Source organism: Humibacter sp. (genome assembly GCF_035547335.1).
Classification (GTDB): Bacteria; Actinomycetota; Actinomycetes; order Actinomycetales; family Microbacteriaceae; genus Humibacter.
Genome location: NZ_DASZVF010000004.1, coordinates 45458 through 71477, shown reverse-complemented (window position 1 = coordinate 71477; position 26020 = coordinate 45458). Strand labels below are relative to the sequence as shown.

Here is a 26020-nt window from a genome sequence, read left to right as displayed (position 1 = left end):
GCTGGGGCGGTGGTGGTCGTTGGGCGGCGGCGTGCGGTGGGGTGGCGGCGGTGGCGGATGGAGGTCGATGTGGATGCCCGATGGCTGGGCGGGGGGCATGCGGTGCGGTGGCGGAGCAGTGGCGGAGCGGCGGCGGGCGGGGACGTGCGGCGCGGTGGCGGAGTGGTAGCGGTCGGGCGGGACGTGCGGCGGAGTCGGTCGTTGGGCGGCCGTGGGGCGGGGGCGTGGCGGTGGGGCGGTGGGCGGGCGCGCGGCGGATGAAAGTCGAGGTGGACGCCGCTGGCCGGGCGGCGGCGTGCGGTGGGTGGCGGAGCAGTGGCGGTGGCGGTCGTACTGCCGGGGGCCCTGGCGCTGGTACAGCGGGGGCAACTGCTCGGCGCCACGCGTATCCTCCTCCCCAGTTTGCGACGCCGCCAACTTACTAACACCACTGATCAGAGGCACATTCTCGCACCGCCCGATGTCGGTGGTGTGGTGTTGGCTTGTCATATGGACGAGATCACGGATGCTTTGGCCGCTGCGATGGCCAGCGCCAGATCAGCCGTGACCGCCGGGGCGATTCCCGGTCTCTCCGATGCCGGTCTGCTGACCACGATGGCGAGAGCCGAGGAGCTCGGACGGACCGTCGATGCGCTGCGCGTCGCGATGGCAGCGGAGGTCGCCGAACGCTCCCGGCCGTCATTGGGCGGCGAGCGACTCTCGGCGAGGCAAGGGTGTCGCACGCCATTCGAGTTGATCGCGCGGGTGACGGGCGTGTCCGAGCGGACCGCTGTGCAACGTTGCCGTCTCGGCGAGCGCCTGCGACGACGCGAAACGCTGGCCGGAGAGATCCTGCCGCCGCAAGTGCCGATCGTCGCCGCAGCTTTCGCTGCGGGTCGACTCGGCATCGATGCTGCGACGGTGATCGTCAACACCATGACGAGCACTGGCGGCCGGGCGGACCCAGGCCTGCTTTCGGAAGCCGAGCACGCGCTCGTCGCTTCCGCGCTCGGGATCGACGATGCGACGGGTGAGCAATGGGTCCCTTTCACGGCGGATCAGACCCGGATCCAGGCCATCCAGTGGCAGGTCGCGCTCGACCCGGATGGCGCAGAACCTCGGGAGCGCCGCGCCATGGTGGAGCGCGGCTTTACCAGACTGGGCAAACGCGGCGACCTGACGCGCTACCGGTTGGATGCGATCCCCGAGCTGGCCGGAAAACTGGAACGGCTGATGGATGCGTACCTGTCGCCGAAGGTCACCGGCGTGTTCCTCACCGAGGAGGAGCGACGGGACGCCGACCTCCACGGCGACGCCAGGAATGGGGCGCAGCAGCGCCACGACATCCTGATGGCTGTCGTCGACTCCGCCGCACGCGCTGCGGAGACACCGACGATCGGCGGTGCTTCGCCGACCGTGCTGGTCTCCGTGTCTGCCGATGATCTCGAACGGGGAACGGGCGCCGGCTGGATCGACGGCGTCGAAGAGCCCGTCTCGATCGGCGCCGTGAAGCAGTTCATCTGCACGGGCGGGATCCAGAAGGGTTACTTCGACCCCGACGGACGGTTGACGGCGTTGGGCTCCCCCGAACGGTGCTTCACGCCACAGCAGCGACGTGGCATCGCGCTGCGCGATGGTGGATGCGTCATCCCGGGCTGCGGCATCCCCGCCGGATGGTGCGAGATCCACCACGTGCAGGAGCATTCGCAGGGCGGGCCCACGCAGACGGACAACGGAGTGATGTTGTGCTGGTTCCACCACCGAACTCTCGAGACTTCCGGATGGCAGGTCGCCATGCAGAACGGGGTGCCGCACATCCGACCGCCGGTGTGGATCGATCCGCGCCGGCCATGGCGGGGGCCGACCCGTCGCGCACGAATCGCCCACGTCTGACGAGGACGGGGCCGGCACGCGCTCCGGCACGATGAACTCGTGCAGCCAGTCTCGTCAGTGGAAGAAGTGCCGCTCCCCGGTGAAATACATCGTCACCCCGGCCGCGCTGGCCGCGTCGATCGTGAGCTGGTCGCGAATCGATCCGCCCGGCTGAACGATCGCCTTGACGCCCGCGCGAATGAGGATCTCCGGGCCGTCCGGGAACGGGAAGTACGCGTCGGATGCCGCCACGGATCCCGCAGCGCGGTCGCCCGCGCGCTTGACGGCCAGGTCGCACGAGTCGACCCGGTTCACCTGGCCCATGCCGACGCCGACGGAGGCCTGGCCGGATGCCAGCAGGATGGCGTTCGACTTCACGGCACGGCACGCCGTCCACGCGAACTCGAGGTCTGCGAGGGTGTCGGCGTCGGCCGGCTCCCCGGCGACGAGCGTCCATTCGGACGCCTTCGCGAAGTGCTTGTCGGCATCCTGCAGCAGCATGCCGCCGGAGAGCTGCTTGTACTCCGTGACGGGCAGGCTGAATCCCGGCTGCAGCTTGAGGATGCGCAGATCCTTCTTCGTCTGCAGCAGCTCCAGCGCCTCCTGCTCGTAGTCGGGAGCGACGATCACCTCCGTGAAGATGGGCTTCACGGACTGCGCCATGGCGAGCGTCACGGTGCCGTTCGCGGCGATGACGCCGCCGAACGCGGACTGCGGATCGCACTCGTGCGCCTTGCGGTGCGCCTCGGCGAGGTCGTCGGCGACGGCGATGCCGCACGGGTTCGCGTGCTTGACGACGGCGACGGCCGGCGACTCGAAGTCGTACGCCGCGCGCAGGGCGGCGTCGGCGTCGACGTAGTTGTTGTACGACATCTCCTTGCCGCCGAGCTGCTCGGCCTGGGCGATCCCGTTGCCGCCCGGCGACTCGAACAGCGCGGCCGCCTGGTGGCTGTTCTCGCCGTAGCGGAGCGCCGCCTTGCGCTGCCAGGTCGCGCCGATCCAGGCCGGAAGCTGCCCGCGCTCGTCACCGTCGACGTCGTCGGGCGCGAGCGTGTTCCCCAGCCAGGAGGCGACGGCCACGTCGTACGCGGCAGTGTGCCTGAAGGCATCCCTGGCGAGCCGCGTGCGGAGTTCGAGGCTCGTGCCGCCGGCGATGACCGCCTCCGCCACCTCCGCGTAGCGGGAAGGCGAGGTGACGACGGCCACGTTGGCGAAGTTCTTGGCGGATGCCCGCACCATGGCAGGGCCGCCGATGTCGATCTGCTCGACCACCTCGAGCGGAGCCGCACCAGCCGCCACCGCGTCGGCGAACGGGTAGAGGTTGCTGATCACGAGCTCGAACGGCGCGATGCCCAGCTCGGACAACTGTCGCTCGTGGTCCTCGAGGCGCAGATCGGCCAGCAGGCCGGCGTGCACGGCCGGATGCAGCGTCTTCACCCGGCCACCGAGTGACTCGGGGAACCCCGTGAGCTCGGACACGTCGGTGACGTCGATGGCGGCATCCCTGATCACCCTGGCGGTGTTGCCGGTCGAGACGATCTCGACACCCGCTCTGTTCAGCTGGGTGGCCAGCTCGACGATTCCGGTCTTGTCGATGGCCGAGAGCAGCGCGCGACGCACGGGGATGACGTCGCGTTCGCGATAGAGGCTCGGATCGGCGGCGTGCGGTGCGCTCATGCTGTTGCCAGCTCCTTCAGATCGAGGTTTCCGTTGGCGATGTCGAGAACGGCCTGGATCAGCAGACGGCGCTCGACGATCTTGATGCGTTCGTGCAGGCTGGACTCGGTGTCGTCCGGCAGCACGGGCACGCGCTCCCTGGCGATGATCGGCCCCGTGTCGACTCCGTTGTCCACGACGATGACGCTCGCGCCGGTCTGGTTCACTCCCGCTTTCAAGGCGTCGCGAACCGCGTGCGCGCCCGGGAACTCGGGCAGGAAAGCCGGATGCGTGTTGATCAGGTCAGGGCTCAGCGCATCGACGACACGCGGCGGGAAGAGCCGCATGAAACCGGAGAGAATCACCAGGTCAGGGCCCCATTGCGTGATCTGCTCGAGCACGGCGTCACCCCACTCGGCACGGTCGTCGAACGACGAGAACGCGACCGTGAACGTGGGGATGCCGAACTCCTCGGCCACCTGCAGCCCGCCCGCGTCGTCCCTGTCGCTGCCTACCGCGACGACACGCGCCGGAAACTCGGCATCCTCGGATGCCTCGAGCAGCGAGCGCAGGTTGGATCCAGCGCCGGAGACCAGCACGACGAGCGAGAGCACGCACTCAGCCTACCGGCGCGCCGGAGGTCTCTTGCGCAGATGAGCGATGCGGTGCCGGACGGGAGATCGCACGGCGAGCCGACGGCGCTGCGGCCGCGCTGAGACTACCGATCGTCGCTTTCGGATGTCTCGTGACTGGCGAACTCCGGCTCGGCGAAATCCCGCTCCCTGGCGGTCTTCGGCAGGCGACCGCGCGGGGTCGGCACGCGCGGAGCGGACGGCCTGACGAGTCCAGAGCCACCGAGCCCAGGCGCAGCCAACCCAGAGGCACCGGATGCAGAACCATCGAGCGCGGACCTGCCGCTTGCGGACTTGGCACGGTCCCGGGCGGCCCTGCCCCGCGTCGCGGTCGCGGTCGATCGCGACGTCTCCCGCGGCGAGTGCGCCGGCGGTTCGTCGTCGAATTCGAGCGCGGCGATCCAGTCCTTGTCGTCGTCATCCGTCGGCACGACGCGGTCGCCCGACCGGCGTGCTCCCGTCGCCGACACGCGCGGCTCCGCAGGCGACGAAAGAGGGGTCTGACCAGCGATAAAAGTCGTTCGCTCTCGTCGTTCTCGCGCACCGGTACGACCCGGCTCGAGAGCGGATTCGCGTCTCACCGCGATGCCGATGCCGGCGCCGATCATCACCTCTGCGGCGACCGCGGCGGCGACCAGAAGCGGGTTGGGGCCGGCGTGCTGGAGCCGGCCGGGACCGATCGCGCCCGACGACCACCAGGCGAGCAGCCCGAGCACCGCCCCGGAACACACACCCATGCCGAGAACGACGAGCGCGAGGCGCCCGGCCCCCCACTCAAGGGCGCCGCCGGGCCTGCCGCCGATCCCGTGCTCGAGCCTTCCGCGCGCACCGCCGACGCCGCCGGCACGCGTGCCCGGTCGATATCCGTCGAGGCGTGCCGCCGCCTGGGCGGCAGACATCCGCTCTATCCAACGGCGGAGGAGGAATCCGGCGACCGCACCGCACAGCACGGGCACGAGCACGGCCGCGAGTCCGAAACCGGGGTCGCTCTGCGGCAGCACCCCGAACAGCGGAACGCTGGGCAGGGGCCCGAGCGTGGTCTGCGCCACGTCGACGGACGAGCCGGCCCCGATGGCGAAACCGGGGCCGGCGAGCCACGATGCCGCCCAGATCACGGCGTTCGGGAGCAGCGCGAGCTGGGCGAGCGTGAGCGCTCCCGCGCCCAGCACTCCGGGCTGCAGCGTCTCGTAGAGGCCGACGATGCGCCCGTAGCCGATCAGCATCAGCACGGTGAGGAACACGGCGGATGCCGCCACGACCAGAGCGGATGCCGCCATCCCGCCCCGCAGGATCGCGGCGAGCACCGCGCGCGTGGCCGGGCTCCAACCCGCCGCCGGCCAGGGCAGGTGCTGCGGATGCTCGCCGCCGGGCGCATCGCCGCGCGCCGGATCCGCGCGGTCGCGCAACTCGGCCGCCACGAGGCCCACGCCGATGCCCACGGCGAAGACGCACGCGGGCAGCACGGAGCCCTGCAGCAGCGACGGCACGACGGCGCCGGTGTGGGCGCTCAGCGTGACGAGTGCGGAGAGCACCGCGAAGGTGACGATGCCGGAGATGGCGGCGGCGAGCGCGTGTGGCGTCGCCCACGCCCTCCGCCCTGTTCTGGAGCCGAGAAACACGGTGAGCACCGCGAGCCCGAGGGCTGCGGTGCTGATGGTGAACACGTTCGTGCCGCTCAACCCGAACGTGGCGGACGCGGTCGGATCGAGCGTCACGGTGTCGTCGACTCCCTGGCCGAGAAGCCAGATGTCGGCTCCCCCGCGCCAGAACGGCAGCCAGTCGCTCGAGAGGTCGAACTGCAGCCCCCACATCACGGTCAAGGGGACGAGCGGGATCGCCACGCCCACGCCGAGGGCGATCACCGCGTCGAGCGCGGCAAGCAGGATGACGGTGATGCGGTTCATGCGCTGACGACCCTACCGGCGCCCCGACGTGCCGGCCGACGGGCGCGCCAACGCACAGGCATCCTTCACCGAAGTCATTCGCCGAAGTCCTTGGCGGCGGCCCGTGGCGACGGTCATTCGCGCACGTCCCTCGCAGAACGGACGACCTCGCTACGGCGCGGCGTGCGCCTGCTCGTCGCCGGCCTCTGCCACGACGGCCGGGGCTCCACTGGCCCCGATCGCAGGCCGGCTCACGAGTTCGAGCGCCGCGATCACCGCCACCGCGACCACGGCGGTCCAGACGATCAGCGGAGGCGTCAGCGGCCGCGCGAAGACCACGATGGCGGCAGCGGCGAGGCCGACGATCACGCGCAGCAGAACGCGCTGCCGGTACATCCACGCGCCTGCAGAGCCGGTCGTGATGTCGTGCCGCTCGGCTCCGGCCCTGGCCGCCGCGAAACCCGAGGACGCGTAACCGCGCAGCGCTCGAGCCCAGCGGAACGGACCGCCGACCACTGCGACGACGAGCACGGTCACGGCCAGCACGGCGACGGCCACCGCTATCGACTGCACGAAGCCGAGGATGCCGCTGTAGATGAGGCCGGCGGCATCCGGTGGTATCGCGTCGGAGACGGACAGCTGGAACACCGTTCTGCCCACCGAGATCCCGATGCTCACGAGCACCATGGATGCGCCGAGCGCGAGAGCGGCCCAGATCAGCGCGATGACTCGACGCCTGGCCACTAGCACGCCGGCGGCGAGCAGAACGAGCACGACCCACGGGAGCCAGACGCCGACGGCGACGACGAGGTTGTAGAGCCCGACGTACAGCGAGACGGCGCTCGACCGGGCGATCACGATCGTCTTGTCGATGGTCGGGATGCTCTTGGCGAACCCGAACCCTTGATGGACGAGCCGGTCTTTCACCGCGTCGATGATGGGTCCCAGCTGAAGCCCAATCTGCCCGTTCGGACCGATGGCGACCGCGGCGTTCTTGTCGCCGTTCAGCGTCGCCAGCAGCTGCTCATGCGTGGTGGTGAGGGCCTGTCGCCAGATGTCGGCGAAGGCATCGGACTTCACGAAGCTCGTGACTGTCGACGTGATCAGGCTCCTGATGCCTGCGACGAGCGGCGCTTGAAGGGCGTTGAGCGCGGTGGATGCCCTGGGGCCAAGGCCCAGCCCCTCGATCCCTGTGAAGAGGTCGGACGTGATGCCGTCGATGTCGACGTTCGCCTCGACCGCACTCACGGCCTGCGTCACGACGAGGTCCTGCACGGCCGGCTGCTTGGCCAGCGGCGCGAACGTGTTCACGAAGTACTCGGTGCTCGTCAGCTCGCGCTGCGCCCAGGTGGAGACGACGGCGACAGGGGCGAGGATCGACGCGATCACGATGAGCACCGTGGCCAGCACGGTCCACCCCCAGCCGCGCTTCCGCCCGCGCGATCCGGACCCGTTCCGCTCCCGAGCGGCACGGCGATCGGCTCCGGCGGCGATCGCTTCCGCCTCGGCGCGCGCCTCCTCGGCCCGGGCGGCCTGCGCGCGGGCCGCATCCACGTCGGCGCGCAGGGCATCGAGCCGCTTCGCCAGCTCGTCACGTTCGGCGGCGGCCCGATCGAGCTCCTCCTGCAGTTGCTGGTTCGTCTTGCGCGCCATCGCTCCCCCGTGCTCCGGTCGACGTGCTCCGGCATCGTCATCCGTCGTCACGCTGCGCAACGCGCACGCCGCCGCGAGGTCACTCTATTGCTCGCGGCGGCGTGCTCTCGGCTGCGGGGCCGCCGGATCATCCGGAAGGGATGACCGCGGCCCGGCGAAGTCCGGCGGTCACCCACGGCGGCCAGGTACGGTCGACGGATGGACTGGCATGACGACCGGATCGGCTCCGCGGCTCGTGGCGAGAACCCGACGGTGCTTGCAGAACTCGACAGCGGGTATGCCGTGATCGGCGATGTGCAGTTCCTTCCGGGATACTGCGTGCTGCTCAGCAGGAACCCCAGCGCGAAGGCGCTCGCGGAGTTGTCGCGCGTCGAGCGCGTCCGATTCCTGGCTGACGTCGACCTGCTGGCGACGGCCGTCGAGACGGCGTGCAGGCGCATGGATCCGCAGTTCCGCCGCGTCAACATCGACATCCTGGGGAATGCCGATGCCTTCGTGCACGCCCACATCTGGCCCCGCTACGACTGGGAACCGGCGGAGCTCGTCTGGCGCCCGGTATGGCTGTACGACCTGGCGAGCTGGCGGGACCCGTCGTCGCAGCTGGGCTCCGCGCACGACGCCCTGCGCGGAGCCATCACCGACGAGCTCCACCGGCTCAAGGACGAGGACACCGTTCGGATCGCCTCGTCCTGACGCGCCCGGAAATGACGGATGCCGCCAGCCCATCGGCCCGTGGCATCCGTTCATCAGCGCTCCTGTCAGCGCTTACGCCTGGTCAAGCGTCGAGCGTCGCGTACACCTCGCGAAGGAGCTGCGCCGTCTCGCTCGGCGTCTTGCCGACGCGAACACCCGCCGCCTCCAGTGCCTCCTTCTTCGCCTGCGCCGTGCCGGCGGAACCGGACACGATCGCGCCGGCGTGGCCCATGGTCTTGCCCTCGGGAGCCGTGAAGCCTGCGACGTAACCGACGACCGGCTTCGTCACGTTCGCCTTGATGAAGTCGGCGGCGCGCTCCTCGGCGTCGCCACCGATCTCGCCGATCATGACGATGGCCTTCGTCTCCGGGTCCGCCTCGAACGCGGCGAGCGCGTCGATGTGCGTGGTGCCGATGATGGGGTCGCCGCCGATGCCGATCGCGGTGGAGAAGCCCAGGTCGCGCAGCTCGTACATCATCTGGTAGGTCAGGGTTCCGGACTTCGACACCAGGCCGACGTGGCCCTTGCCGGTGATCGTCGCCGGCGTGATGCCGACCAGCGACTCGCCAGGCGTGATGATGCCAGGGCAGTTCGGTCCGATGATCCGGGTCTTGTTGCCCTTCTGCTTCGCATACGCCCAGGCCTCTGCCGAGTCCTGCACGGGGATGCCCTCGGTGATCACGACGAGCAGCGGGATCTCGGCGTCGATGGCCTCGACCATCGCATCCTTCGCGAACGCCGGCGGCACGAAGATGATCGAGACATCCGCCCCGGTCTTCTCGATGGCCTCGACCACCGTGCCGAAGACGGGCAGGGTGACGGCCGAGCCGTCGGCAGCGGTGTGCGAGACCGTCGTGCCCGCCTTGCGAGCGTTGACACCGCCAACGACCTGCGTACCGGCCTTGAGCATGAGCGCGGTGTGCTTGGTCCCCTCGCCCCCGGTGATGCCCTGGACGATGACCTTGGAGTCCTTGTTGAGGAAGATCGACATGCTGTGTTCCTTTCTCGGCGGAGCCCGGCGCTACGCGGCAGCCGCCGCGGCAGCAGCCTTGTCGGCGCCCTGGTCCATCGTCTCGGCGAGCGTGACGAGCGGGTGGTTGTAGTCGTTCAGGATGGCGCGGCCCTCGTCGACCTTGTTGCCGTCCAGACGCACGACGAGCGGCTTGTTCGCCTCGGCCCCGAGCGTCTCCAGCGCACCGACGATGCCGTTGGCCACCGCGTCGCACGCGGTGATGCCGCCGAACACGTTCACGAACACGCTCTTCACCTGCGGGTCGTTCAGGATGACATCCAGACCGGCCGCCATCACCTCGGCGGATGCGCCGCCCCCGATGTCGAGGAAGTTCGCCGGCTTCACCCCGCCGTGGTCCTCACCCGCGTAGGCGACGACATCCAGCGTGCTCATCACGAGCCCCGCCCCGTTGCCGATGATGCCGACCTGCCCGTCGAGCTTGACGTAGTTGAGGTCGTGCTCCTTGGCCTTCGCCTCGAGCGGGTCGGCGGCCGCCTTGTCCTCGAGCGCCGCGTGCTCCGGGTGGCGGAAGTCGGCGTTGGCGTCCAGCGACACCTTGCCGTCCAGCGCGATGATGTCGCCCTCGCCGGTGAGCACCAGCGGGTTCACCTCGACGAGGGTGGCATCCTCACCCTTGTACACGTCGTACAGCTTGACGAGAACGGGCGCGACGGCCTCGATCAGGCCGTCGGGAAAGCCCGCGGCCTTCGCGATGTGCTTCGCCTTCGCCTCGTCGATGCCGGTCGCCGGGTCGACCTCGACACGGGCGAGCGCCTCGGGCTTCTCGACCGCGAGCTGCTCGATCTCCATGCCGCCCTCGACGCTGGCCAGCGACAGGTAGGAGCGGTTCGCCCTGTCCAGCAGCACCGAGAAGTAGAACTCGCGGGCGATGTTCGCGCCGCCCGCCACCATCACGCGGCGCACGATGTGGCCCTTGATGTCGAGGCCGAGGATCGCCTTCGCCGCCGCTTCGGCGTCATCCGGGGTCTTCGCCACCTTGACGCCACCCGCCTTGCCGCGACCGCCGGTCTTGACCTGCGCCTTGACGACGGTCACGCCACCGAGCTTCTCGGCCGCCGCGCGCACCTCTTCGGGAGTGTCCGCGACGATACCCGGCAGCACCGGGACCCCGTATTTCTCGAACAGGTCACGTGCCTGGTACTCGTAAAGATCCACTGCTTCCCAATCCGTATGCGAGTGAAATGGCGATCGGTGCGGACCTCGCGCGTCGCCGACATGGGTCGACGGCGGAGGGCTGATGGGCACTTCAGTCAGATAGCTCGACGCCGAGATAAATTGCCACCGACAGCCTACCCGAGCGGTTCGACCCTCTCGTCCGGCAGGATGCGACGGTCGAAGGGCATGTGCGGCTGCCGCACAAGCATCCTCGGGTCCACGGGAGCAGAGCCTTCAGGTCGACCGGCTACCGTGACCGCATGGCTGAGCGCACCGCCGAGCCGAAGGGACTGGCCGACCTCGGCGGCGAGTGGATCATGACGCTCGGCGGAGGATGCGCCATCCTGCTCCAGCTCGCGCATCCGTCCGTCGGCAGAGGTGTGGCGGAGCACAGCGACTTCGCATCGCGTCCCTACGACCGGCTGGTCGGCACGCTCACGTATGTGACGGCCGTGGCGTGCGGCACGGCCGACGACGTTCGCGCCGTGCACCGGGCGGTCGGACGCGCGCACGCACCCGTCCGCGGCCCGGCCGATGGAACTCTCGGCGCGTACACCGCGTTCGATCCCGAGCTGCAGCTGTGGGTCACGGCCACGCTGTACTGGACCGCGGTTCGCGTGCACGAGCGGGTGTTCGGTGCGCTGGATGCCGCATCCGCCGACCGCTTCTACCGTGAGTTCGCCGCCATCGGCACCTCGCTTCAGCTGCGCGCCGACGCGTGGCCCGCCACCCGGCCCGACTTCGCTCGCTACTGGGACGACGCTCTGAGCCGGCTGACGGTGCTTCCCGCAGCACGCGAGGCGTGCCGCCGGCTGCTGCGTGCCGAGCACGCCCCGCTCTGGATGCGCGCCGCCATGCCGTTCGCTCGGCTCGCCACCGTCGGCTTCCTGCCCGTTGAGCTGCGCGCGCCATACAGGCTCGTGCTGACCACGCGCAACCGGCGCCGGTTCGACCGGATGATGCGCGTCATCGCCGCGATCTACCCACGCCTGCCCCTCTCGGCTCGGCACATCGTGCGCGATCGTCTTCTGAGACGACTGCGTTCCGGCGTCTGACCGCCCGTGCTCCCCTATGCTGTCGCCAACGGGACGGCCGCTCGCCAGGAGCCGCGGCGCCACGAGGGAAAGGCGATCGGTGTCCACCTATTACGACTGCTTCATCGCGGGCGATCACGAGGCCGCGAAGCACCTCGTCGCCGGCGCTCTCAACTCGCAGGGGTTCCTGGTCGAGGTGCAGCCCGACGGTGACTGGTACGTCAGGCGGGGGAACATGACGACGACGGTGTTCGTCGGCGCTCTGGCCGGCGACAACTTTCAGATCACGTTCGGCGTGCGGTTCTTCGTGGATGCCTCCGGACAGCTGGTCGCTCGCCTCGACAAGAACGTCGCGGTCGGCTTCTTCAAGGGCGGCATCCTGGGCCTCAGCAAGATCGACAACGCATTCGCGCAGACTGCGACCGCGCTCTACAACACGCTGATGTCGGCTGGTGTGCTCACGAACACGATCGAGGGCTGAGCGTCCGGTCGACGGCGGCCCGGGGAGCGCCGGCTGGCCGGACGTCATGGCCGGCCGGTCGTTCCGTGCCAGGCGTAACCGGTCGTTCCGTGCCAGGCGTAACCGGTCATTCCGTGGGAGGCGTAGCCGGTGATTCCGCAGGACGGTCGATCCCGAACAGCGCGCACGTGGCGTTGTAGTAGTCCTCTGTGATGCCGAGATCGCGCATGCCGATGCGCAGCGCGACGCGCTGCGATGCCGCATTCTGCGGATACGTCACGGCCAGCACCCGCGAGACACCGTTGTCGAAAGCGTGCTGGAGCACGCGGGTTGCCGCCTCGGTCGCATAGCCGCGACCCCAGGCATCCGGATGAAGGTGCCAGCCGATCTCGATGTTGCCGGACGGCTGCAGAGGTTCAGTGGAACCTGATGCCGGCAGCTCCTTCAGCAGCAGCGCACCGTGCTGCCGCCCGGTCTCGGTCTCGGTGATCGCCCACACACCGTGCACCGGATGGTCGAGGGATGCCAGTCGCTGCGCCCTCTCGATCGCCTCGGTCCTGTCGGTCATGACCTTCGGCTCACGGCCGATGAACCTCTGCACCTCCCACCTCGAGTACATGTCGAAGAGGAAGTCGGCATCGTCGAGCCGGAAGGGCCGCAACGTCAGCCGCTGTGTGGTCAGCGTCGGGATCACGGGCGTCGGGGTTGCCCCGCTCAGGCGGCCCGGCGCTCGCTCGAGGCAGCCTCCGCCTCGCGCTCGACCGCCTCGGCGCAGCCCACGCAAAGCCACTCGCCGTCGATCTCGAGGAAGGCGTACTCCGCGCAGTCGGCGCAACGATGAGTGGCCAGCAGCAGATCGAGGTCGTCGTCCGCCGCCGCGTTCTCGATGATGAACCGCTCGTCTGAAGTCATGCCTCCATGGTGCGACCCGCCTCCGACATCGGTGGTCGAGACGTGCCGGGAATGCCCGCATTCCCAGGCACGCGTGTGGACGGCACGTCGATCGGGTCGGTCGGCGCGGTGGCCGGCGCAAAAGGTGGCCGCCCGGCGTCGGTGCCCCTCAGGGCACGGGGGCAGCGACGATCGCGTCGCGCAGCATCCCGTCGTTCTCCCGCAGCAGCCGAACGGCGTGCTCGCCGTCGAGCCCGGTGAGCACGACGAGGATGGCGGCCTTCACCCAGCCGTCGACCTCGGCGAGCGCACGGGCCGCCGTGGCGGCATCCGTTCCGGTGGCCAGCATGACGATGCGCTCCGACCGTGCCCGCAGCTTCTCGTTCGTCGCCCGCACGTCGACCATCAGGTTTCCGTAGACCTTGCCGAGGTGCACCATGGCCAGGGTCGAGATGGTGTTGAGCACGAGCTTCTGCGCCGTCCCGGCCTTCAGCCTGGTCGATCCGGTGACGACCTCGGGGCCGACCACCGTCTCGATCGCGACGTCGGACACCGCCCCGATCGCCGACCCCGCGTTGCACGCGAATCCCACGGTGCTCGCACCGCGCGCCTTCGCCCGCTCGAGCGCGCCGAGCACGTACGGGGTGCGACCGGATGCGGAGATGCCGACGACGCTGTCGTGCTCGCCCACCTCGAGCTCGTCCACGGCCGCGATGCCGGCATCCTCGTCGTCCTCGGCGTTCTCGACGGCGGTGCGGATGGCGGTCTCGCCCCCGGCGATGACGCCGACGACGCGCGACGGGTCCATCCCGTACGTCGGCGGGATCTCACTGGCGTCGAGCACGCCCAGCCTGCCAGGGGTGCCGGCCCCGACGTAGATCAACCGGCCGCCGGCGCGCATGCCGTCGACGACGAGCGTGATAGCGGCGGCGAGCTGCGGGGCCGCCGTGGTGACGGCATCCGTCACCGCATCGTTCTGCCTGCACATCAGCGCGATCTGCTCGTCGAGCGGCAGGAGGTCGAGCTCTCGTGTGGCATCGTTGACCGCCTCGGTGGCGAACGACCCCAGCCGTTCGCGCAGTTCGCTGCGTTCGTCGCTCAAGTTCGCTCCTGTTCTGCGGTGATGCCGCCTGCCGTGGCGCACGCTCGCCGCTCCACAACCGGCTCCCCCACACTAGGCCGTGCCGTGCCGTGCCGTGCCGCGCGGCCGTCGGCGCCGGATCGTCGCTACAGCTTCTCGATGGGCGCGATCTTGATGAGCAGCTTCTTGGAGCCTGCCTTATCGAACTGCACGTGCGCCACCCGTTTGGTGCCCTCCCCCGTGACAGCGGTGACCCGGCCGTCGCCGAAGTCGACATGACGGATGCGGTCGCCAGGCTCGAGCGTGAGGTCGCCGTTGTCGCGCACCTGCGCCGTGACCCGGTTGGGCCACGCGCTGGCCGGGATCTCCGGCTTAGCCCCGAAGGATCCGCCCGCGCCGGTGAGTCCGCGATCCGGGCCCCTGTCCGGACGCCGCGCGTTGAGCGCCCGCGACTGCGTGCCGCCGCGCGAGTTGGCGAATCCGGGCGACTGTCTCCAGTCGATGAGCTCGGCAGGGATCTCCTGCAGATACCGGCTGGGCATGGCCACCGCCACGTCGCCGAACTGCGCTCGCGTCATGGCGAGCGACAGGTACAGCCGCTTGCGCGCTCGCGTGATGCCCACGTAGAACAGCCGGCGTTCTTCTGCGGGGCCGCCCGGCTCGTTCGCCGACATGCGGTGCGGCAGCAGCTCCTCCTCGACGCCCGTGATGAAGACCGCATCGTACTCCAGGCCCTTGGCCGTGTGCAGCGTCATCAGCGACACCGTCCCGCTCGCGTCGTCGATCTCGTCCGCCGCCGCGACGAGCGACACCTCGGTCAGGAACTCGATGAGGCCGCCGCCCGGATTGGTGCGCTCGAACTCCTTGGTGACGGCGACGAGCTCCTCCACGTTCTCGGCACGGGCCTCGTTCTGAGGGTCGCGGCTGGCGCGGAGCGCATCGACGAGCCCCGATCCCTTCAGCAGGTGCACGAGAACATCGCTCACCGAGGCGGCGCCTGCCGGGTTCTCCGGGTCGATCATCGCGGCGCCCTCGTCGAGAAGGGTGGCGAGCTCGAGGATCGCCTTCGTCACCTTGGGCCCGAGGCCGAGCGACGCCGAATCCCGCATGGCCTGCCGGAAGCTCAGGCCGTTCGCCTCCGCATACGACGCGAGCTGGGCGACGGTCGCGGGGCCGATGCCGCGCTTCGGCGTGTTCAGGATGCGCCGCAGCGCCAGCTCGTCGGACGGGTTCGCCACGGCGACGAGGTAGCCGAAGGCGTCCTTGATCTCGGCGCGCTCGTAGAACTTCGTGCCGCCCATGATGCGGTACGGGAGCGCGGAGCGGATGAAGATCTCCTCCAGCGCGCGCGTCTGCGAGTTGGTGCGATAGAAGACGGCGATCTCGTTGTAGGGAACGCCCGCAGAATGCAGCTTCTCGATCTCGTCGGCGACGAACTGCGCCTCATCGTGACCGGAGTATCCGGTGTAGCCGACGATCTTCTCGCCGTCGCCGCCCGCCGACCACAGCTTCTTGTCCTTGCGGTCGAAGTTGTTGGCGATGACCGAGTTCGCGGCCGAGAGGATGTTCTGCGTCGAGCGGTAGTTCTGCTCGAGCAGCACGACCTTCGCACCGGGGAAGTCGCGCTCGAACTCGGAGATGTTGCGGATGTCGGCACCGCGGAACGCGTAGATCGACTGGTCGGAGTCGCCGACCACGGTCAGCGATGCCGCAGGCACGCGTCCCGTGGCATCCACGAGCCCGCGCATCGCGAAGTCCTTCGCGGTGAGCTCGGCGACCTCTTCGGGCTCGATCGGCCGGGTGAGCGCGTGGATGAGCTCATACTGCGCGTGGTTCGTGTCCTGGTACTCGTCGACGAGGATGTGCCGGAACCTGCGCTGGTACAGCGCCGCGACGTGCGGGAACGCGCGGAACAGGTACACGGTCTGGCTGATCAGGTCATCGAAGTCGAACGCGTTCGCCCGCTCGAGCTCCCGGCTGTACTGCCGGAAGATCTCGAGGAACACGGCCTCCTTGGGGTCGGACAGGTTGACGGTCCGCGCGAACGAGTCCACGTCCGACAGCTCGTTCTTGAGCTTGGAGATGCGCGCGGCGGCGCTCCCCGGCGTGAAACCGTACGTGTCGGCCTCGAGCTCCTTGATGATGCGCTTCAGCAGGGCCCTGGAGTCGCCGGCGTCGTAGATCGTGAAGTTGCGGTTGTAGCCGAAGTGCTCGGCCTCTCTGCGCAGGATGCGCACGCACGCCGAGTGGAACGTGGAGATCCACATGCCCTGCGCACTCTCGCCGACGAGGGCTTCGACCCGTTCGCGCATCTCGGCCGCCGCCTTGTTGGTGAACGTGATCGCGAGGATCTGGCTCGGCCACGCCTCCCGGTTCGCGAGCAGGCTGGCGATGCGGTGCGTGAGCACCCGCGTCTTGCCGGATCCGGCGCCCGCGACGATGAGGAGTGCCTGCCCGCGGTATTCGACTGCCGCCCTCTGCTGCGGGTTGAGACCGTCGAGCAGCGCGTCGGCACCGGTGCGCGGGTGGAACGACCTCTCGTCTGACACCACGTCGACGCCGTCGAGGATGATCGGAGCGGATGCCCGGAAAGCCTCGGGATCGCGCGTCGCGTCGTCGAGAACGGGGGTGTCGGGAGGCGTCGTCATGCTGCGTCAAGTGTAGGCGGACCGGCCGACAGCCGGAGCCGCGTGGTCCGCCCACGTCCCACGGTCCGATCGCGGCCCGGATCCCTTCCCGGATCCCACCCTGGGTTCCATCCGCGATTCCATTGCGGCGACATCGCGTCTCGCTCGCAGAAAGTGCGGCTCAGGGGCTCACGGGCCACGTTTTCTGCGTGTGAAAGGGGATCTCGACGTGGCGTGAATCGGGATCTCGACGCCACGCGTCAGGCGGGATCCCGACGCCACGCGTGAGACGGGATCTCGACGGGCGCGCATCCGAGGCCGCGCGCATCCGAGCCCGACGGCGCCGCGGCCGCCGACCGGATCAGAGCGCGTCGCGGACGACGACGGCGAGGTCGGGCTGGTCGGCGAACACGCCATCCACGCCCGTGGACATCAGCACCTCGAACTCGTGCCGCCAGTCGCCGTAGCGATCCGCGCCGCCGCCGCGCCGGAACGGGCGGGAGAGAAAGCGGTTCTCGGCGCGCAACGTCCACGCGAAGATCTCCAGGCCGGCTTCGTGCGCCCGGTCGACCAGGTCGGTCGTGGTGTCCGCCCCGCTGTCCAGCAGCAACGTCTTGTTCACGCTGATGCCGTCGATCGCCTGCTCTCCCACGCCGGTCGCGAGCGTGTAGAGGCCTGGGCCGTCCAGCTCCTGCTCGTACGTGCGCGCCGATGCGCCGTCCCTGGCGACGGCGTCGTATGGCGCTCCGCTCGCCTCGATGAGGTAGACGAACTTGCCCCGCACCGCGCGCGAGCGCACCTGGGCCAGCACGGTGCGCTCGAACGACTCGACCACGAGCCTGCTCTGCTCGTCCCCCCAGCCCGCCTCGTCGACGGATGCCGCGAACAGCTCGTCCAGCGGCAGCCCGAGCTGCTCGAAATACGTGGCGTGCTTGAGCTCCACCACCAGCCCGAGTGCCCTGCCCGCGCGCTCGGACTCCCGGTCGACGAGGCCGAACAGGTGCGAGAGCCTCATCACCGGGTACTGGCGGTCGAAGCTCGCACTCGCCTGACGCAAATCGGTCAGCCTCTCGACGGCGCGCAAGGTCGAGAGCTCGGCCCACGTGAAGTCCTCGGTGAACCATCCGGTGCGCTTCACGCCGTCGATGGTCTTCGTGGTGCGCAGGTGCCTGAACTCCTTGCGCGTCGCGACGTCGGTCGTGGTCGAGATCTCGTTCTCGTGCCTCAGCACGAGAACGCCGTCCTTCGTGGCGACGACATCCGGCTCCACGGCGTCGGCCCCGAGCGCGAACGCCAGCTCGTACGCGGCGCTGGTGTGCTCCGGCCGGTATCCGGATGCTCCTCGATGGCCGATGATCAGTGGCACGGAAGGCATGGCCAGATCCTAGGGGTCGCGGGAAAACGCCTGCTGTGCGCGCTCGCTGCACCGGCTGACGGATGCCCGTTCGCCCACGGCGCAGCGCCGCGCAGGCTTCCCCAGCAGAAGTCCAGCCAGGGGCCGGCCGAACTCCGGTAACGTTTCATCATGGCTCTCTCGAACCCCGCGTTCTCGCGCAATCCGGCCTTCAAGCCGAACAACTCCGCCGCCGGCACGACGACGGCGACCGAGACCAGCGAACTCGCGTCTGCTGAGGGCATCCAGTCTCTCTACGACGCCCCCGCCGCGACCTCCGCCGACACCGGCCGCATGACGTACGAAGACACGATCGTCAAGACGGTACTGCTCTTCGTCGTCATCCTCGCGACCGCCGCGGTCGGCTGGTTCTTCCCGATCCTGACGCTGCCCGGCGCCATCGCGGGACTCGTGCTCGGCCTCGTGAACTCGTTCAAGCGCAAGCCGTCGCCTGCGCTCATCCTGCTGTACGGCGCTGCTCAGGGCCTGTTCATCGGCGGTATCTCCGCGCTGTTCGAGCAGCTGTGGAACGGCGTCGTCATCCAGGCCGTGATCGCCACGCTGGCCGTCTTCGCGGTGACTCTTGTGCTGTTCGTGAGCGGCAAGGTGCGAGCATCCGCCCGCGCCACGAAGGTGTTCCTGGTCGCCCTGATCGGATACGCGTTGTTCGGCGTCGTCAACCTCGTGGTCATGCTGTTCGGCGGGTTCAGCCAGAGCTCCACCGGCGGCCCGTTCGGCATCTACTCCATGCACCTGCCGTGGCTGTTCAACATCCCGCTCGGTGTGGTGCTCGGCATCGTCGCCGTGCTGCTGGCGGCGTACTCGCTCGTGCTCGACTTCGACTTCATTCAGAACGGTGTGAAGAACCGGGCGCCGCGCGTCATGGGCTGGTACGGCGCGTTCGGCCTGGCCGTCACGCTGATCTGGCTCTACGTCGAGTTCTTGCGCCTCTTCGCCATCATCGCCGGAGGCGGCGGTCGCAGCTGACATCGGAGTGCGAATCGGGCCGCCTTTCGGGGCGGCCCGATTCGCATTCGTGCGTACCGAGGGTTCGCACCGGCGGGTCGAGTCGCGCACCGAGGGTTGAGCCTGTCACCGAGGGTTGAGCCTGTCGAAACCCGTAACGCCTCGACAAATCACGGCTTCGACAAGCTCAACCGGCGGTCAAGCACGGTTTCCACAAGCTCAACCGGCGGTCAAGCACGGTTTCGACAAGCTCAACCGGCGGTCGGGCAGCGGCGGAGCGCCCGCGGCGCGACTGGAAGAATGGTGTGGCGCGCCGTCGACGGCCGCAAGTCCCCCACGACGGCCGCCTAGTTCAGCGTAGGAGCCAACTCCATGTCCACCGCCCTGCCCGCCGCTCCGGATGCCACGCGCTTCTTCAGAAGGCGAGGCATCCGCCTCCTTCCCGGGCTCGTGCTCACCGCCGCCATCGCACTCGTGGCGACCTGGCTCGGCTCGCTCGCGCCGCTCGTCGGGGCACCCGTGTTCGGCATCGTGCTCGGCGTGATCATCGCGATCTTCCTTCCGCAGGGCACGCTCGTGGATGTCGGCGCCCGGTTCGCCGGCAAGCGCGTGCTGCAGGGCAGCGTCATCCTGCTCGGCACGGGGCTCTCCCTCGCCCAGGTGGCCACGGTCGGCGTCGGGTCGCTTCCCGTCATGCTGGGCACGCTCGCGGTGGCGCTTCTCGGCGCGTGGGGCATCGGGCTGCTGCTGCGCGTGGATGGCGGCATCCGCACCCTGGTCGGCGTCGGCACCGGCATCTGCGGCGCCTCGGCCATCGCAGCGACGACGGCCGTGATCGGGGCTGCGGAAGCGGATGTCGCGTACGCCATCGGCACCATTTTCACGTTCAATATCGCGGCGGTGCTGCTCTTTCCGGCCATCGGACACCTGCTCGGGCTCTCGCAGCACGCGTTCGGGCTCTGGGCTGGGACCGCCGTCAACGACACGTCATCCGTCGTCGCGGCCGGCTACACCTACGGTCAGGCCGCCGGCTCGTACGCCGTCATCGTCAAGCTCACGCGAACGCTCATGATCATCCCGATCACGCTGGTTCTCGCACTCGTGACCGCGCGACGGTCCGCGAAGGCGGAGCTGGGCACAGCGCGGGACTCCATGGCCGAGCAGGGCGCTCGCCTGAGCCGGAGCACAGTCGCCGGTCCGAACACGATCGCGCGATCGGAGCTGGCCGACGCGACCGCGGCCGACACGGACATGGTCGAGACCAACACGGTCGACACGAACCTGGTGGAGACGAGCATGGTCGAGCCCAGCACGGCCGCGCCAAGTCCGAGCGAGACGAGCGCGACTGAGACGAGCACGACGGCGCCGAGTCCGAGCGAGGCGAACCCGGCCACCATGACCAGCCCGCGACACAAGCGGATCCCGTGGGGCAAGATCATCCCGCTCTTCATCGTCGGATTCCTCGTGGCGAGCGCACTGGACACGTTCGGCGTCATCCCGGGCACGTGGCATCCCGCACTGTCGGCGATCAGCGTCTTCATGATCACCATGGCCCTCGCGGGCATCGGGCTCGGCACGCGGCTGGCGACCATCCGCTCGGCCGGCGTGCGTCCGCTGCTGCTCGGCGGCATGCTGTGGGTGCTCGTCGCCGTGTCCAGCCTGCTGCTGCAGTGGCTGACGGGCACGCTGTAGCGCCTCAGCGAACGCCTCGCCCCGAACACTCTCGGAGCGTCGACGGGTCCGCATCCTGCCGAGCGGTCCTCTCGTTGACGCCAGGGAGTGAACCGGTCGTCAGTAAACGGACCGGTCGACGTCACACCGGCGGCGGCGCCCCGACCGCGGTCGTCACTCCCACTCGATGGTGGCCGGCGGCTTCGACGTGACGTCGAGCACCACCCGGTTGACTCCCTCGACCTCGTTGGTGATGCGGTTGGAGATGCGCGCCAGCACGTCGAACGGCAGGCGCGTCCAGTCCGCCGTCATGGCGTCCTCGCTCGAGACCGGACGCAGCACGATCGGATGCCCGTACGTGCGTCCGTCCCCCTGCACGCCCACCGACCGCACGTCGGCCAGCAGCACGACAGGGCACTGCCAGATCTCGGCGTCGAGGCCGGCCGCCGTGAGCTCGTGCCGCACGATGGCATCCGCTCTGCGCAGCAGCGCCAACCGCTCGCGAGTCACCTCGCCCACGATGCGGATGCCGAGCCCGGGCCCGGGGAACGGCTGCCGCGCCACGATCTCCTCGGACAGGCCCAGTTCCCGGCCGACCGCGCGCACCTCGTCCTTGAACAGCGTGCGCAGCGGCTCGACGAGTTCGAACTGGAGGTCCTCGGGCAGACCACCCACGTTGTGGTGGCTCTTGATGTTGGCCGTTCCGGTGCCGCCGCCGGATTCGACCACGTCGGGGTACAGCGTGCCCTGCACGAGGAACCGGATCGGGTCTCCTGCGGCCTTGGCTTCCTCGACCAGGTCGCGCTGCACCTTCTCGAACGCACGGATGAACTCGCGGCCGATGATCTTGCGCTTCTGCTCAGGGTCACTGACTCCGGCCAGGGCATCCAGGAAGGTGTCGGCGGCATCCACCGTGATGAGGCGCACACCCGTCGAGGCGACGTAGTCCTTCTCCACCTGCTCGCGCTCGCCCTCACGCAGCAGGCCGTGGTCGACGAAGACGGCGGTGAGCTGATCGCCGACCGCCTTGTGCACGAGCGCGGTCGACACCGCGGAGTCCACGCCGCCGGAGAGCGCGGAGATGACCCTGCCGCTTCCCACCTGCTCCCGGATGGCCGCCACCTGCGTCTCGATGACGTTCTCGCTGTTCCATTCGGCGGGGATGCCGGCGGCACGGTGCAGGAAGTTCTCCAGCACGGCCTGCCCGTATGCCGAGTGCTTCACCTCGGGATGCCACTGCACGCCGTACAGCCGGCGCTCGTCGCTGGCGAACGCGGCGACCGGCGTCGACTCGGATGACGCCAGCACGTCGAACCCGTCCGGTGCCTTCGTGACCGAGTCGCCGTGGCTCATCCATGCAGTCTGCTCGGCGGGCTGGCCGGCCAGCAGTGTGCCGGCGTCCGTCACGCGCACGTCGGTGGAGCCGTACTCGCGCGCGCCGGTCTTCGACACCTCGCCGCCGAGCGCGTTCGCCATAACCTGGAACCCGTAGCAGATGCCGAGCGTGGGCACGCCGAGGTCGAAGATCGCGGAGTCGAAGCTCGGCGCGCCGTCTTCGTACACGCTCGACGGACCACCGGAGAGCACGATGCCAGCGGGGTTCTTCGCGGCGACCTCCTCAGCCGAGATGGTGTGCGGCACGATCTCGGAGTAGACGGATGCCTCGCGCACGCGCCGCGCGATCAGCTGCGCGTACTGCGCCCCGAAGTCGACGACGAGCACCGGATGCTCGCCCACGGCGGCATGCTGGTCGTCGACCTTCGTTCCCTCTGCCGCCGACGATGCCTGCTCGTTAATGGGACGCCTCCACGGTGCTCGATGGTGCCTTGCGCTGGACGGGGTTCTCGGCGAGGAACCGCCTGACCTGCCTGGTGATGAAGTGCTCGACGATGAACGACATGAACGGCACGACGCCGCCGAGCGCGATCTGGACGAACTTGGTGAACGACATGCGCATGAGCGACCACAGGCGGAAGTCCGCCACGAGGTAGAGCACGTACAGCCAGCCGTGCGCGATGAGGATGGCGGTGGAGACGTCGAGCCCCGGCAGAGCCCCCGCCGCAGGGTTGTACGCGACGAGCGAGACGACGGGCCGCCCAGGCGCGAACGCGTACACCGAGTAGCCGACGCCGTACTTGAGGATCATCTCGGCCACCAGGAGCAGCAGCATGATTCCGGTGATGTAGGCCGTGACCTGGTAGAACCGCAACGCCCCTGGGATCTTCGGGATGTCGACAGCGCGTGGCCGTGCCGAGTTCGCCGACCGCAACTGCTCGATCGTGCGCGCGAGCAGGCCGCCGCCGTCCTCGTTCTGGGGGGAGTTCGGCATGGCATCAGTTTACGGGCCGGTGACTGGACGCTTCCCAGTCGGCGAGAGCCCGCTCGTACTCGGCCTCGGCGTCTTCGCGCTCTTTCTCCCAGGCATCCTTGACCAGGCGATACCAGAGGAAGATGGCGAACCCCGCGAAGATGGCCCACTCGGCCGCGTAGAAGATGTTGAGCCAGTTCACGGTCGCCTGCTCGATGGGCGGCGGAGAGTAGATCGCCTGGAGGCCGGCGGGCGGAGTGCCGTGCTCGACGACGTAGGAGCTGTAGATGTCCGAGTTCCCGATGCCGTGCCACATGTTCACGAGCGCCGCCACCGACATGTCCTTCATGACGAACGGATCCGTGTGGTCCTTGGGTGCCTCAGGCGCCTCGGACGGCAGCAGGCGGCCGACCAACGTGACGGTTCGCGGTGACTCGGCCTCCAGACGGGCGATGGCCGCCTTCGCGTCGTGCTCCGTCGGCGCCCAGCCTCTGGCGACCGCGAGCTGAGCCTGCCGGCCGTCGCGGTCATCCGCCGATGGGGTGAAGCGGTCGATGACCCAGTACCCGGCCGTTCCGTCGTTGAGACGCCCGACGAGCATCCCGTAGTCGTGCGGCGCGAATGTGCCTCTGACCCGCACGAGCTGGCCGATGCCTGCACTCGTGGGCGGAGAGTTCACGGTGGCAACGGAGTTCAGCGGCTTGACCGTCTCGGTCGGATGCTCGACCACGTGCCCGGACTGCACGGCACGTTCCAGCTGCCACTGCCCGAGCCACGCGAACCCGGCCGCGATCGCGAGGGCGAGGAGGAGAGCGGCGATCCATTTCGGACGCACCATGGTGCGCGCGAGCGTCTCGGTCGTCGGCAGCACGGGCTTCGCCACCGGTGGGATGTCGGAGATCTCAGTTCTGCTTTCGTCTGTCGTCGGAATCCGTCTGCCGCATCGCCTGCTCGATCACGCGGTCGAGATCCGCACGGCTCGGCTCGCCGTCGTCGTCCCCGTCCGTCTCGGGCACCTGACCCTTGCTGACGGCATCGACGAGGTCGATCTCCTCGTCGAGGACGGGGTCGCGTTGTTTCTGGCTACGCCGTCGCGGCCGAATAAGTGCAGCACCGATCCGTTCGGAGTTCGCTGTGAGGACGGGCCCCAGGATGGCCATGATCAGCACATAGAGGCCGGCGAACGGCTCCAGCTTCTGGTTCAGCCCCGCCGCGAGCGAGAGCGTCGCGAGGATCAGCGTGAACTCGCCGCGGTTCATGAGCACGGCGGCGATGTTGAGGCCGGCGCGGGCATCCAGCTTGTTGAAGTACGCGATGAGCTCGCCGGAGAGCACGTTGAGCGCCACCGTCAGCACGATCGCGATGATGACGATCCAGGCGACGCTGCCGAACTCGGCGATGTTGAGTGCCAGACCGAAGTTGAGGAAGAAGAACGCGGCGAAGACGTCGCGCAAGGGTATGGAGATGCGCTCGACCTTGCCGGAGAAGCGGGTGGCGCCCAGCACGAGGCCGATGAGGAACGCGCCGATGGCATCCGTGACGCCGATCAGTTCGCCGATGCCGGCGAAGAGCAGCGCCAGGCCGAAGAACAGGATGGTGAACAGCTCGTCGTCTCTGGTGCGGAAGAACCTCGAGACGAGCCTGCCGCCCCACCGGGCCACCAGGAACATGGCGACGAGGAACGCCGCGGCTATCGCCAGTTGCAGCACGACGGGCCAGAACTGGGTCTGGCCGCTGAGCACGACGGAGACGATGGCCAGGTACACGGCGATGAACACGTCGCCGATGACGGTGGCGCCGAGGATCGCCGGCGTCTCGTTGTTCGCCAGGCGGCCGAGCTCGATGAGCATCTTCGTGATGATCGCGCTGGACGACGTGCCGACCATGCCCGCGATGATCAGGGCCTCCCTCGTGCCCCATCCGACGAGCTCGCCGAACAGGAACCCGACGCCCATGTTCAGCACGATGTACGTTCCGCCGGAGATGAGCAGGCGGCCGGCGTTGCCGAAGAACTCGTCCTGATCGAACTCGAGTCCGAGGTTGAACAGCAGCAGGATCAGTCCGAAGACGGCGATCAGGCCGATGTCACCTGAGTCGAAGTTGAGCGGGAAGAAGCCGGTGTGCGGGCTCGCCAGCAGTCCGACGATCATGTAGATCGGGATGGCGGGCAGCCTGATCAGCTTGCCGAGTCGGCCGAGTCCGTAGGCGATGACGAACAGCGCGCCGAGAACCATCAGGTCGGTGGCCACCGAGCCGGAGGCGTGCGGGGCGCGGGCCGTCAGGAGCGCGAGCTGGTGGGCATCCGACTGCGCAGAGGCCAGCGGATGCGACGCGGCCTGCGAGGCCAGCGGATGCGACGCTGCGGCGTGGGACACGGCGGCGTGGGACGCCGCGATACGAGCGACGATGTCGTCACCGAGGGTGGAGAGCTGGGCGGGCACGGCGGCGACCGACACTGTCAGACTCCGGGCGGAGCGTCAGCGAGGGCCGGCTTGGCTACCTCTCCCGTGCGGAAGTATGTGAACGCCTTCGCGACCTTTTCGGGCGACCCGGCGACCACCAGGGTGTCGCCGGGGAACACCTTGAAGTCGGCGGCCGGAGCGGGGTTCGTGGATTCGCCGCGCACGACGGCGACCACCGTGAGCCCGACCATGCCGACCTCGGCCGGCGTGCCGAGGCGCTGGCCGGCGATGTAGTCCTCGTAGTCGACGGTGAACCAGTCGATCGACAGACCGGGGATCTGGTCAAGGGCGGTGAGCGACTCCGTGATCTGCGTACCGCCGAGCAGTTCCGCCAGCGTGTGCGCCTCGTCTTCGTTCAGTCGCAGGGACACTTTGGTCACATTCGTGGTGTCTTCGTCGTCCGAGAACGTGATCAGGTCGGAGTGCCCGGAGCGGTGGGCGATCACGCCGACTTTGCCGCCGTCATCCGTCACGAATGTGTGCAGCACACCGACCCCGGGAAGCTTCACTCGTCGAACATCAACCATCGTCAAGGACTCCCGTGCATTTGCGTGCTTCCCAGTCTAGTCAG

The 26020-nt window shown here is 69.0% G+C and carries 22 protein-coding genes; 6 read left to right on the top strand and 16 right to left on the bottom strand.

The features are described 5' to 3' along the window. Positions 1-315 precede the first annotated feature (315 nt). On the top strand, positions 316-1872 hold the full coding sequence (locus VHB92_RS01135; RefSeq protein WP_325450527.1) for an HNH endonuclease signature motif containing protein: 1557 nt from the start codon (positions 316-318) through the stop codon (positions 1870-1872). Positions 1873-1926: 54 nt separating this feature from the next. Here the strand turns inward: VHB92_RS01135 and purH are convergent, their stop codons facing one another. The 4 genes from purH to VHB92_RS01115 form a co-directional block, all read right to left on the bottom strand. After that, the gene (purH, locus tag VHB92_RS01130; RefSeq protein WP_325450525.1) at positions 1927-3528 is read right to left on the bottom strand and encodes a bifunctional phosphoribosylaminoimidazolecarboxamide formyltransferase/IMP cyclohydrolase; all 1602 of its coding nucleotides are present in this window, start codon (positions 3526-3528) and stop codon (positions 1927-1929) included. Further along, a complete protein-coding gene (gene purN / locus VHB92_RS01125; RefSeq protein WP_325450523.1) occupies positions 3525-4121 on the bottom strand; it encodes a phosphoribosylglycinamide formyltransferase in 597 nt (198 codons plus the stop codon). The genes purH and purN overlap by 4 nt, the downstream gene beginning before the upstream one ends. A 104-nt stretch (positions 4122-4225) precedes the next feature. After that, positions 4226-6043: a DUF6350 family protein gene (locus tag VHB92_RS01120; RefSeq protein ID WP_325450521.1), complete on the bottom strand. Its 1818-nt coding sequence runs from the start codon at positions 6041-6043 to the stop codon at positions 4226-4228. A gap of 150 nt (positions 6044-6193) precedes the next feature. Then, entirely contained in the window at positions 6194-7675 is a 1482-nt protein-coding gene (locus VHB92_RS01115; protein WP_325450519.1) for a hypothetical protein, read from the bottom strand. 198 nt (positions 7676-7873) lie between these two features. Between VHB92_RS01115 and VHB92_RS01110 the strand changes: the two genes are divergently transcribed. Then, entirely contained in the window at positions 7874-8368 is a 495-nt protein-coding gene (locus tag VHB92_RS01110; RefSeq protein WP_325450517.1) for a diadenosine tetraphosphate hydrolase, read from the top strand. An 82-nt stretch (positions 8369-8450) separates the two neighbouring features. Here VHB92_RS01110 and sucD read toward each other — a convergent pair whose 3' ends face one another. Both sucD and sucC read right to left on the bottom strand, forming a co-directional pair. Beyond that, positions 8451-9359 (bottom strand): succinate--CoA ligase subunit alpha, encoded by a 909-nt coding sequence (gene sucD, locus VHB92_RS01105; protein WP_325450515.1) that lies wholly within the window; start codon positions 9357-9359, stop codon positions 8451-8453. A 30-nt stretch (positions 9360-9389) separates the two neighbouring features. Beyond that, complete coding sequence (sucC, locus tag VHB92_RS01100) at positions 9390-10556, bottom strand: ADP-forming succinate--CoA ligase subunit beta (protein ID WP_325450513.1); 1167 nt, start codon at positions 10554-10556, stop codon at positions 9390-9392. A gap of 260 nt (positions 10557-10816) precedes the next feature. On the opposite strand from sucC, the gene VHB92_RS01095 reads away from it, so the two are divergent. Together VHB92_RS01095 and VHB92_RS01090 are read left to right on the top strand one after the other, a co-directional pair. Next, positions 10817-11611, top strand: a complete 795-nt coding sequence (locus VHB92_RS01095; protein ID WP_325450511.1) for an oxygenase MpaB family protein — start codon at positions 10817-10819, stop codon at positions 11609-11611. A 79-nt stretch (positions 11612-11690) separates the two neighbouring features. Then, positions 11691-12071, top strand: coding sequence for a hypothetical protein (locus VHB92_RS01090; protein ID WP_325450509.1), 381 nt, complete (start codon positions 11691-11693; stop codon positions 12069-12071). A 106-nt stretch (positions 12072-12177) separates the two neighbouring features. Here the strand turns inward: VHB92_RS01090 and VHB92_RS01085 are convergent, their stop codons facing one another. The 5 genes from VHB92_RS01085 to VHB92_RS01065 all read right to left on the bottom strand — a co-directional run bounded on the left by VHB92_RS01085 (position 12178) and on the right by VHB92_RS01065 (position 18024). Further along, the gene (locus VHB92_RS01085) at positions 12178-12744 is read right to left on the bottom strand and encodes a GNAT family N-acetyltransferase (RefSeq protein ID WP_325450507.1); all 567 of its coding nucleotides are present in this window, start codon (positions 12742-12744) and stop codon (positions 12178-12180) included. A 20-nt stretch (positions 12745-12764) separates the two neighbouring features. Further along, positions 12765-12962, bottom strand: a complete 198-nt coding sequence (locus VHB92_RS01080) for a hypothetical protein (protein WP_325450505.1) — start codon at positions 12960-12962, stop codon at positions 12765-12767. A gap of 148 nt (positions 12963-13110) precedes the next feature. Beyond that, positions 13111-14043 (bottom strand): N-acetylmuramic acid 6-phosphate etherase, encoded by a 933-nt coding sequence (murQ, locus tag VHB92_RS01075; RefSeq protein WP_325450503.1) that lies wholly within the window; start codon positions 14041-14043, stop codon positions 13111-13113. A 125-nt stretch (positions 14044-14168) separates the two neighbouring features. Continuing rightward, positions 14169-16670: an ATP-dependent helicase gene (locus VHB92_RS01070; protein ID WP_325450502.1), complete on the bottom strand. Its 2502-nt coding sequence runs from the start codon at positions 16668-16670 to the stop codon at positions 14169-14171. Between the two features lie 340 nt (positions 16671-17010). After that, complete coding sequence (locus tag VHB92_RS01065) at positions 17011-18024, bottom strand: glycerophosphodiester phosphodiesterase family protein (protein WP_325450500.1); 1014 nt, start codon at positions 18022-18024, stop codon at positions 17011-17013. A 150-nt stretch (positions 18025-18174) separates the two neighbouring features. Here VHB92_RS01065 and VHB92_RS01060 point away from each other — a divergent pair, with 150 nt between their 5' ends. Beyond that, positions 18175-19029, top strand: coding sequence for a Bax inhibitor-1/YccA family protein (locus VHB92_RS01060; protein ID WP_325450498.1), 855 nt, complete (start codon positions 18175-18177; stop codon positions 19027-19029). A 351-nt stretch (positions 19030-19380) separates the two neighbouring features. Beyond that, positions 19381-20700: a YeiH family protein gene (locus tag VHB92_RS01055; protein WP_325450496.1), complete on the top strand. Its 1320-nt coding sequence runs from the start codon at positions 19381-19383 to the stop codon at positions 20698-20700. Between the two features lie 153 nt (positions 20701-20853). Here the strand turns inward: VHB92_RS01055 and guaA are convergent, their stop codons facing one another. From guaA to VHB92_RS01030, 5 genes are read right to left on the bottom strand one after another with little or no spacing between them, the layout of a single operon-like run. Further along, positions 20854-22416 (bottom strand): glutamine-hydrolyzing GMP synthase, encoded by a 1563-nt coding sequence (gene guaA / locus VHB92_RS01050; RefSeq protein ID WP_325450494.1) that lies wholly within the window; start codon positions 22414-22416, stop codon positions 20854-20856. Between the two features lie 55 nt (positions 22417-22471). Continuing rightward, positions 22472-23008, bottom strand: a complete 537-nt coding sequence (locus VHB92_RS01045) for a DUF3817 domain-containing protein (RefSeq protein WP_325450492.1) — start codon at positions 23006-23008, stop codon at positions 22472-22474. Between the two features lie 4 nt (positions 23009-23012). Beyond that, a complete protein-coding gene (locus VHB92_RS01040) occupies positions 23013-23870 on the bottom strand; it encodes an SURF1 family protein (RefSeq protein ID WP_325450490.1) in 858 nt (285 codons plus the stop codon). Positions 23871-23889: 19 nt separating this feature from the next. Beyond that, on the bottom strand, positions 23890-25443 hold the full coding sequence (locus VHB92_RS01035; protein ID WP_325450488.1) for a cation:proton antiporter: 1554 nt from the start codon (positions 25441-25443) through the stop codon (positions 23890-23892). Positions 25444-25445: 2 nt separating this feature from the next. After that, positions 25446-25958, bottom strand: coding sequence for a cation:proton antiporter regulatory subunit (locus VHB92_RS01030; protein ID WP_325450486.1), 513 nt, complete (start codon positions 25956-25958; stop codon positions 25446-25448). Positions 25959-26020 lie beyond the last annotated feature (62 nt).

Coding starts and splice junctions, on each gene's coding strand:
- purH (WP_325450525.1), bottom strand. CDS start 3,528: ATGAGCGCACCGCACGCCGCCGATCCGAGCCTCTATCGCGAACGCGAC.
- VHB92_RS01120 (WP_325450521.1), bottom strand. CDS start 6,043: ATGAACCGCATCACCGTCATCCTGCTTGCCGCGCTCGACGCGGTGATC.
- VHB92_RS01115 (WP_325450519.1), bottom strand. CDS start 7,675: ATGGCGCGCAAGACGAACCAGCAACTGCAGGAGGAGCTCGATCGGGCC.
- VHB92_RS01110 (WP_325450517.1), top strand. CDS start 7,874: ATGGACTGGCATGACGACCGGATCGGCTCCGCGGCTCGTGGCGAGAAC.
- sucD (WP_325450515.1), bottom strand. CDS start 9,359: ATGTCGATCTTCCTCAACAAGGACTCCAAGGTCATCGTCCAGGGCATC.
- VHB92_RS01095 (WP_325450511.1), top strand. CDS start 10,817: ATGGCTGAGCGCACCGCCGAGCCGAAGGGACTGGCCGACCTCGGCGGC.
- VHB92_RS01080 (WP_325450505.1), bottom strand. CDS start 12,962: ATGACTTCAGACGAGCGGTTCATCATCGAGAACGCGGCGGCGGACGAC.
- VHB92_RS01070 (WP_325450502.1), bottom strand. CDS start 16,670: ATGACGACGCCTCCCGACACCCCCGTTCTCGACGACGCGACGCGCGAT.
- VHB92_RS01065 (WP_325450500.1), bottom strand. CDS start 18,024: ATGCCTTCCGTGCCACTGATCATCGGCCATCGAGGAGCATCCGGATAC.
- VHB92_RS01060 (WP_325450498.1), top strand. CDS start 18,175: ATGGCTCTCTCGAACCCCGCGTTCTCGCGCAATCCGGCCTTCAAGCCG.
- VHB92_RS01055 (WP_325450496.1), top strand. CDS start 19,381: ATGTCCACCGCCCTGCCCGCCGCTCCGGATGCCACGCGCTTCTTCAGA.
- VHB92_RS01045 (WP_325450492.1), bottom strand. CDS start 23,008: ATGCCGAACTCCCCCCAGAACGAGGACGGCGGCGGCCTGCTCGCGCGC.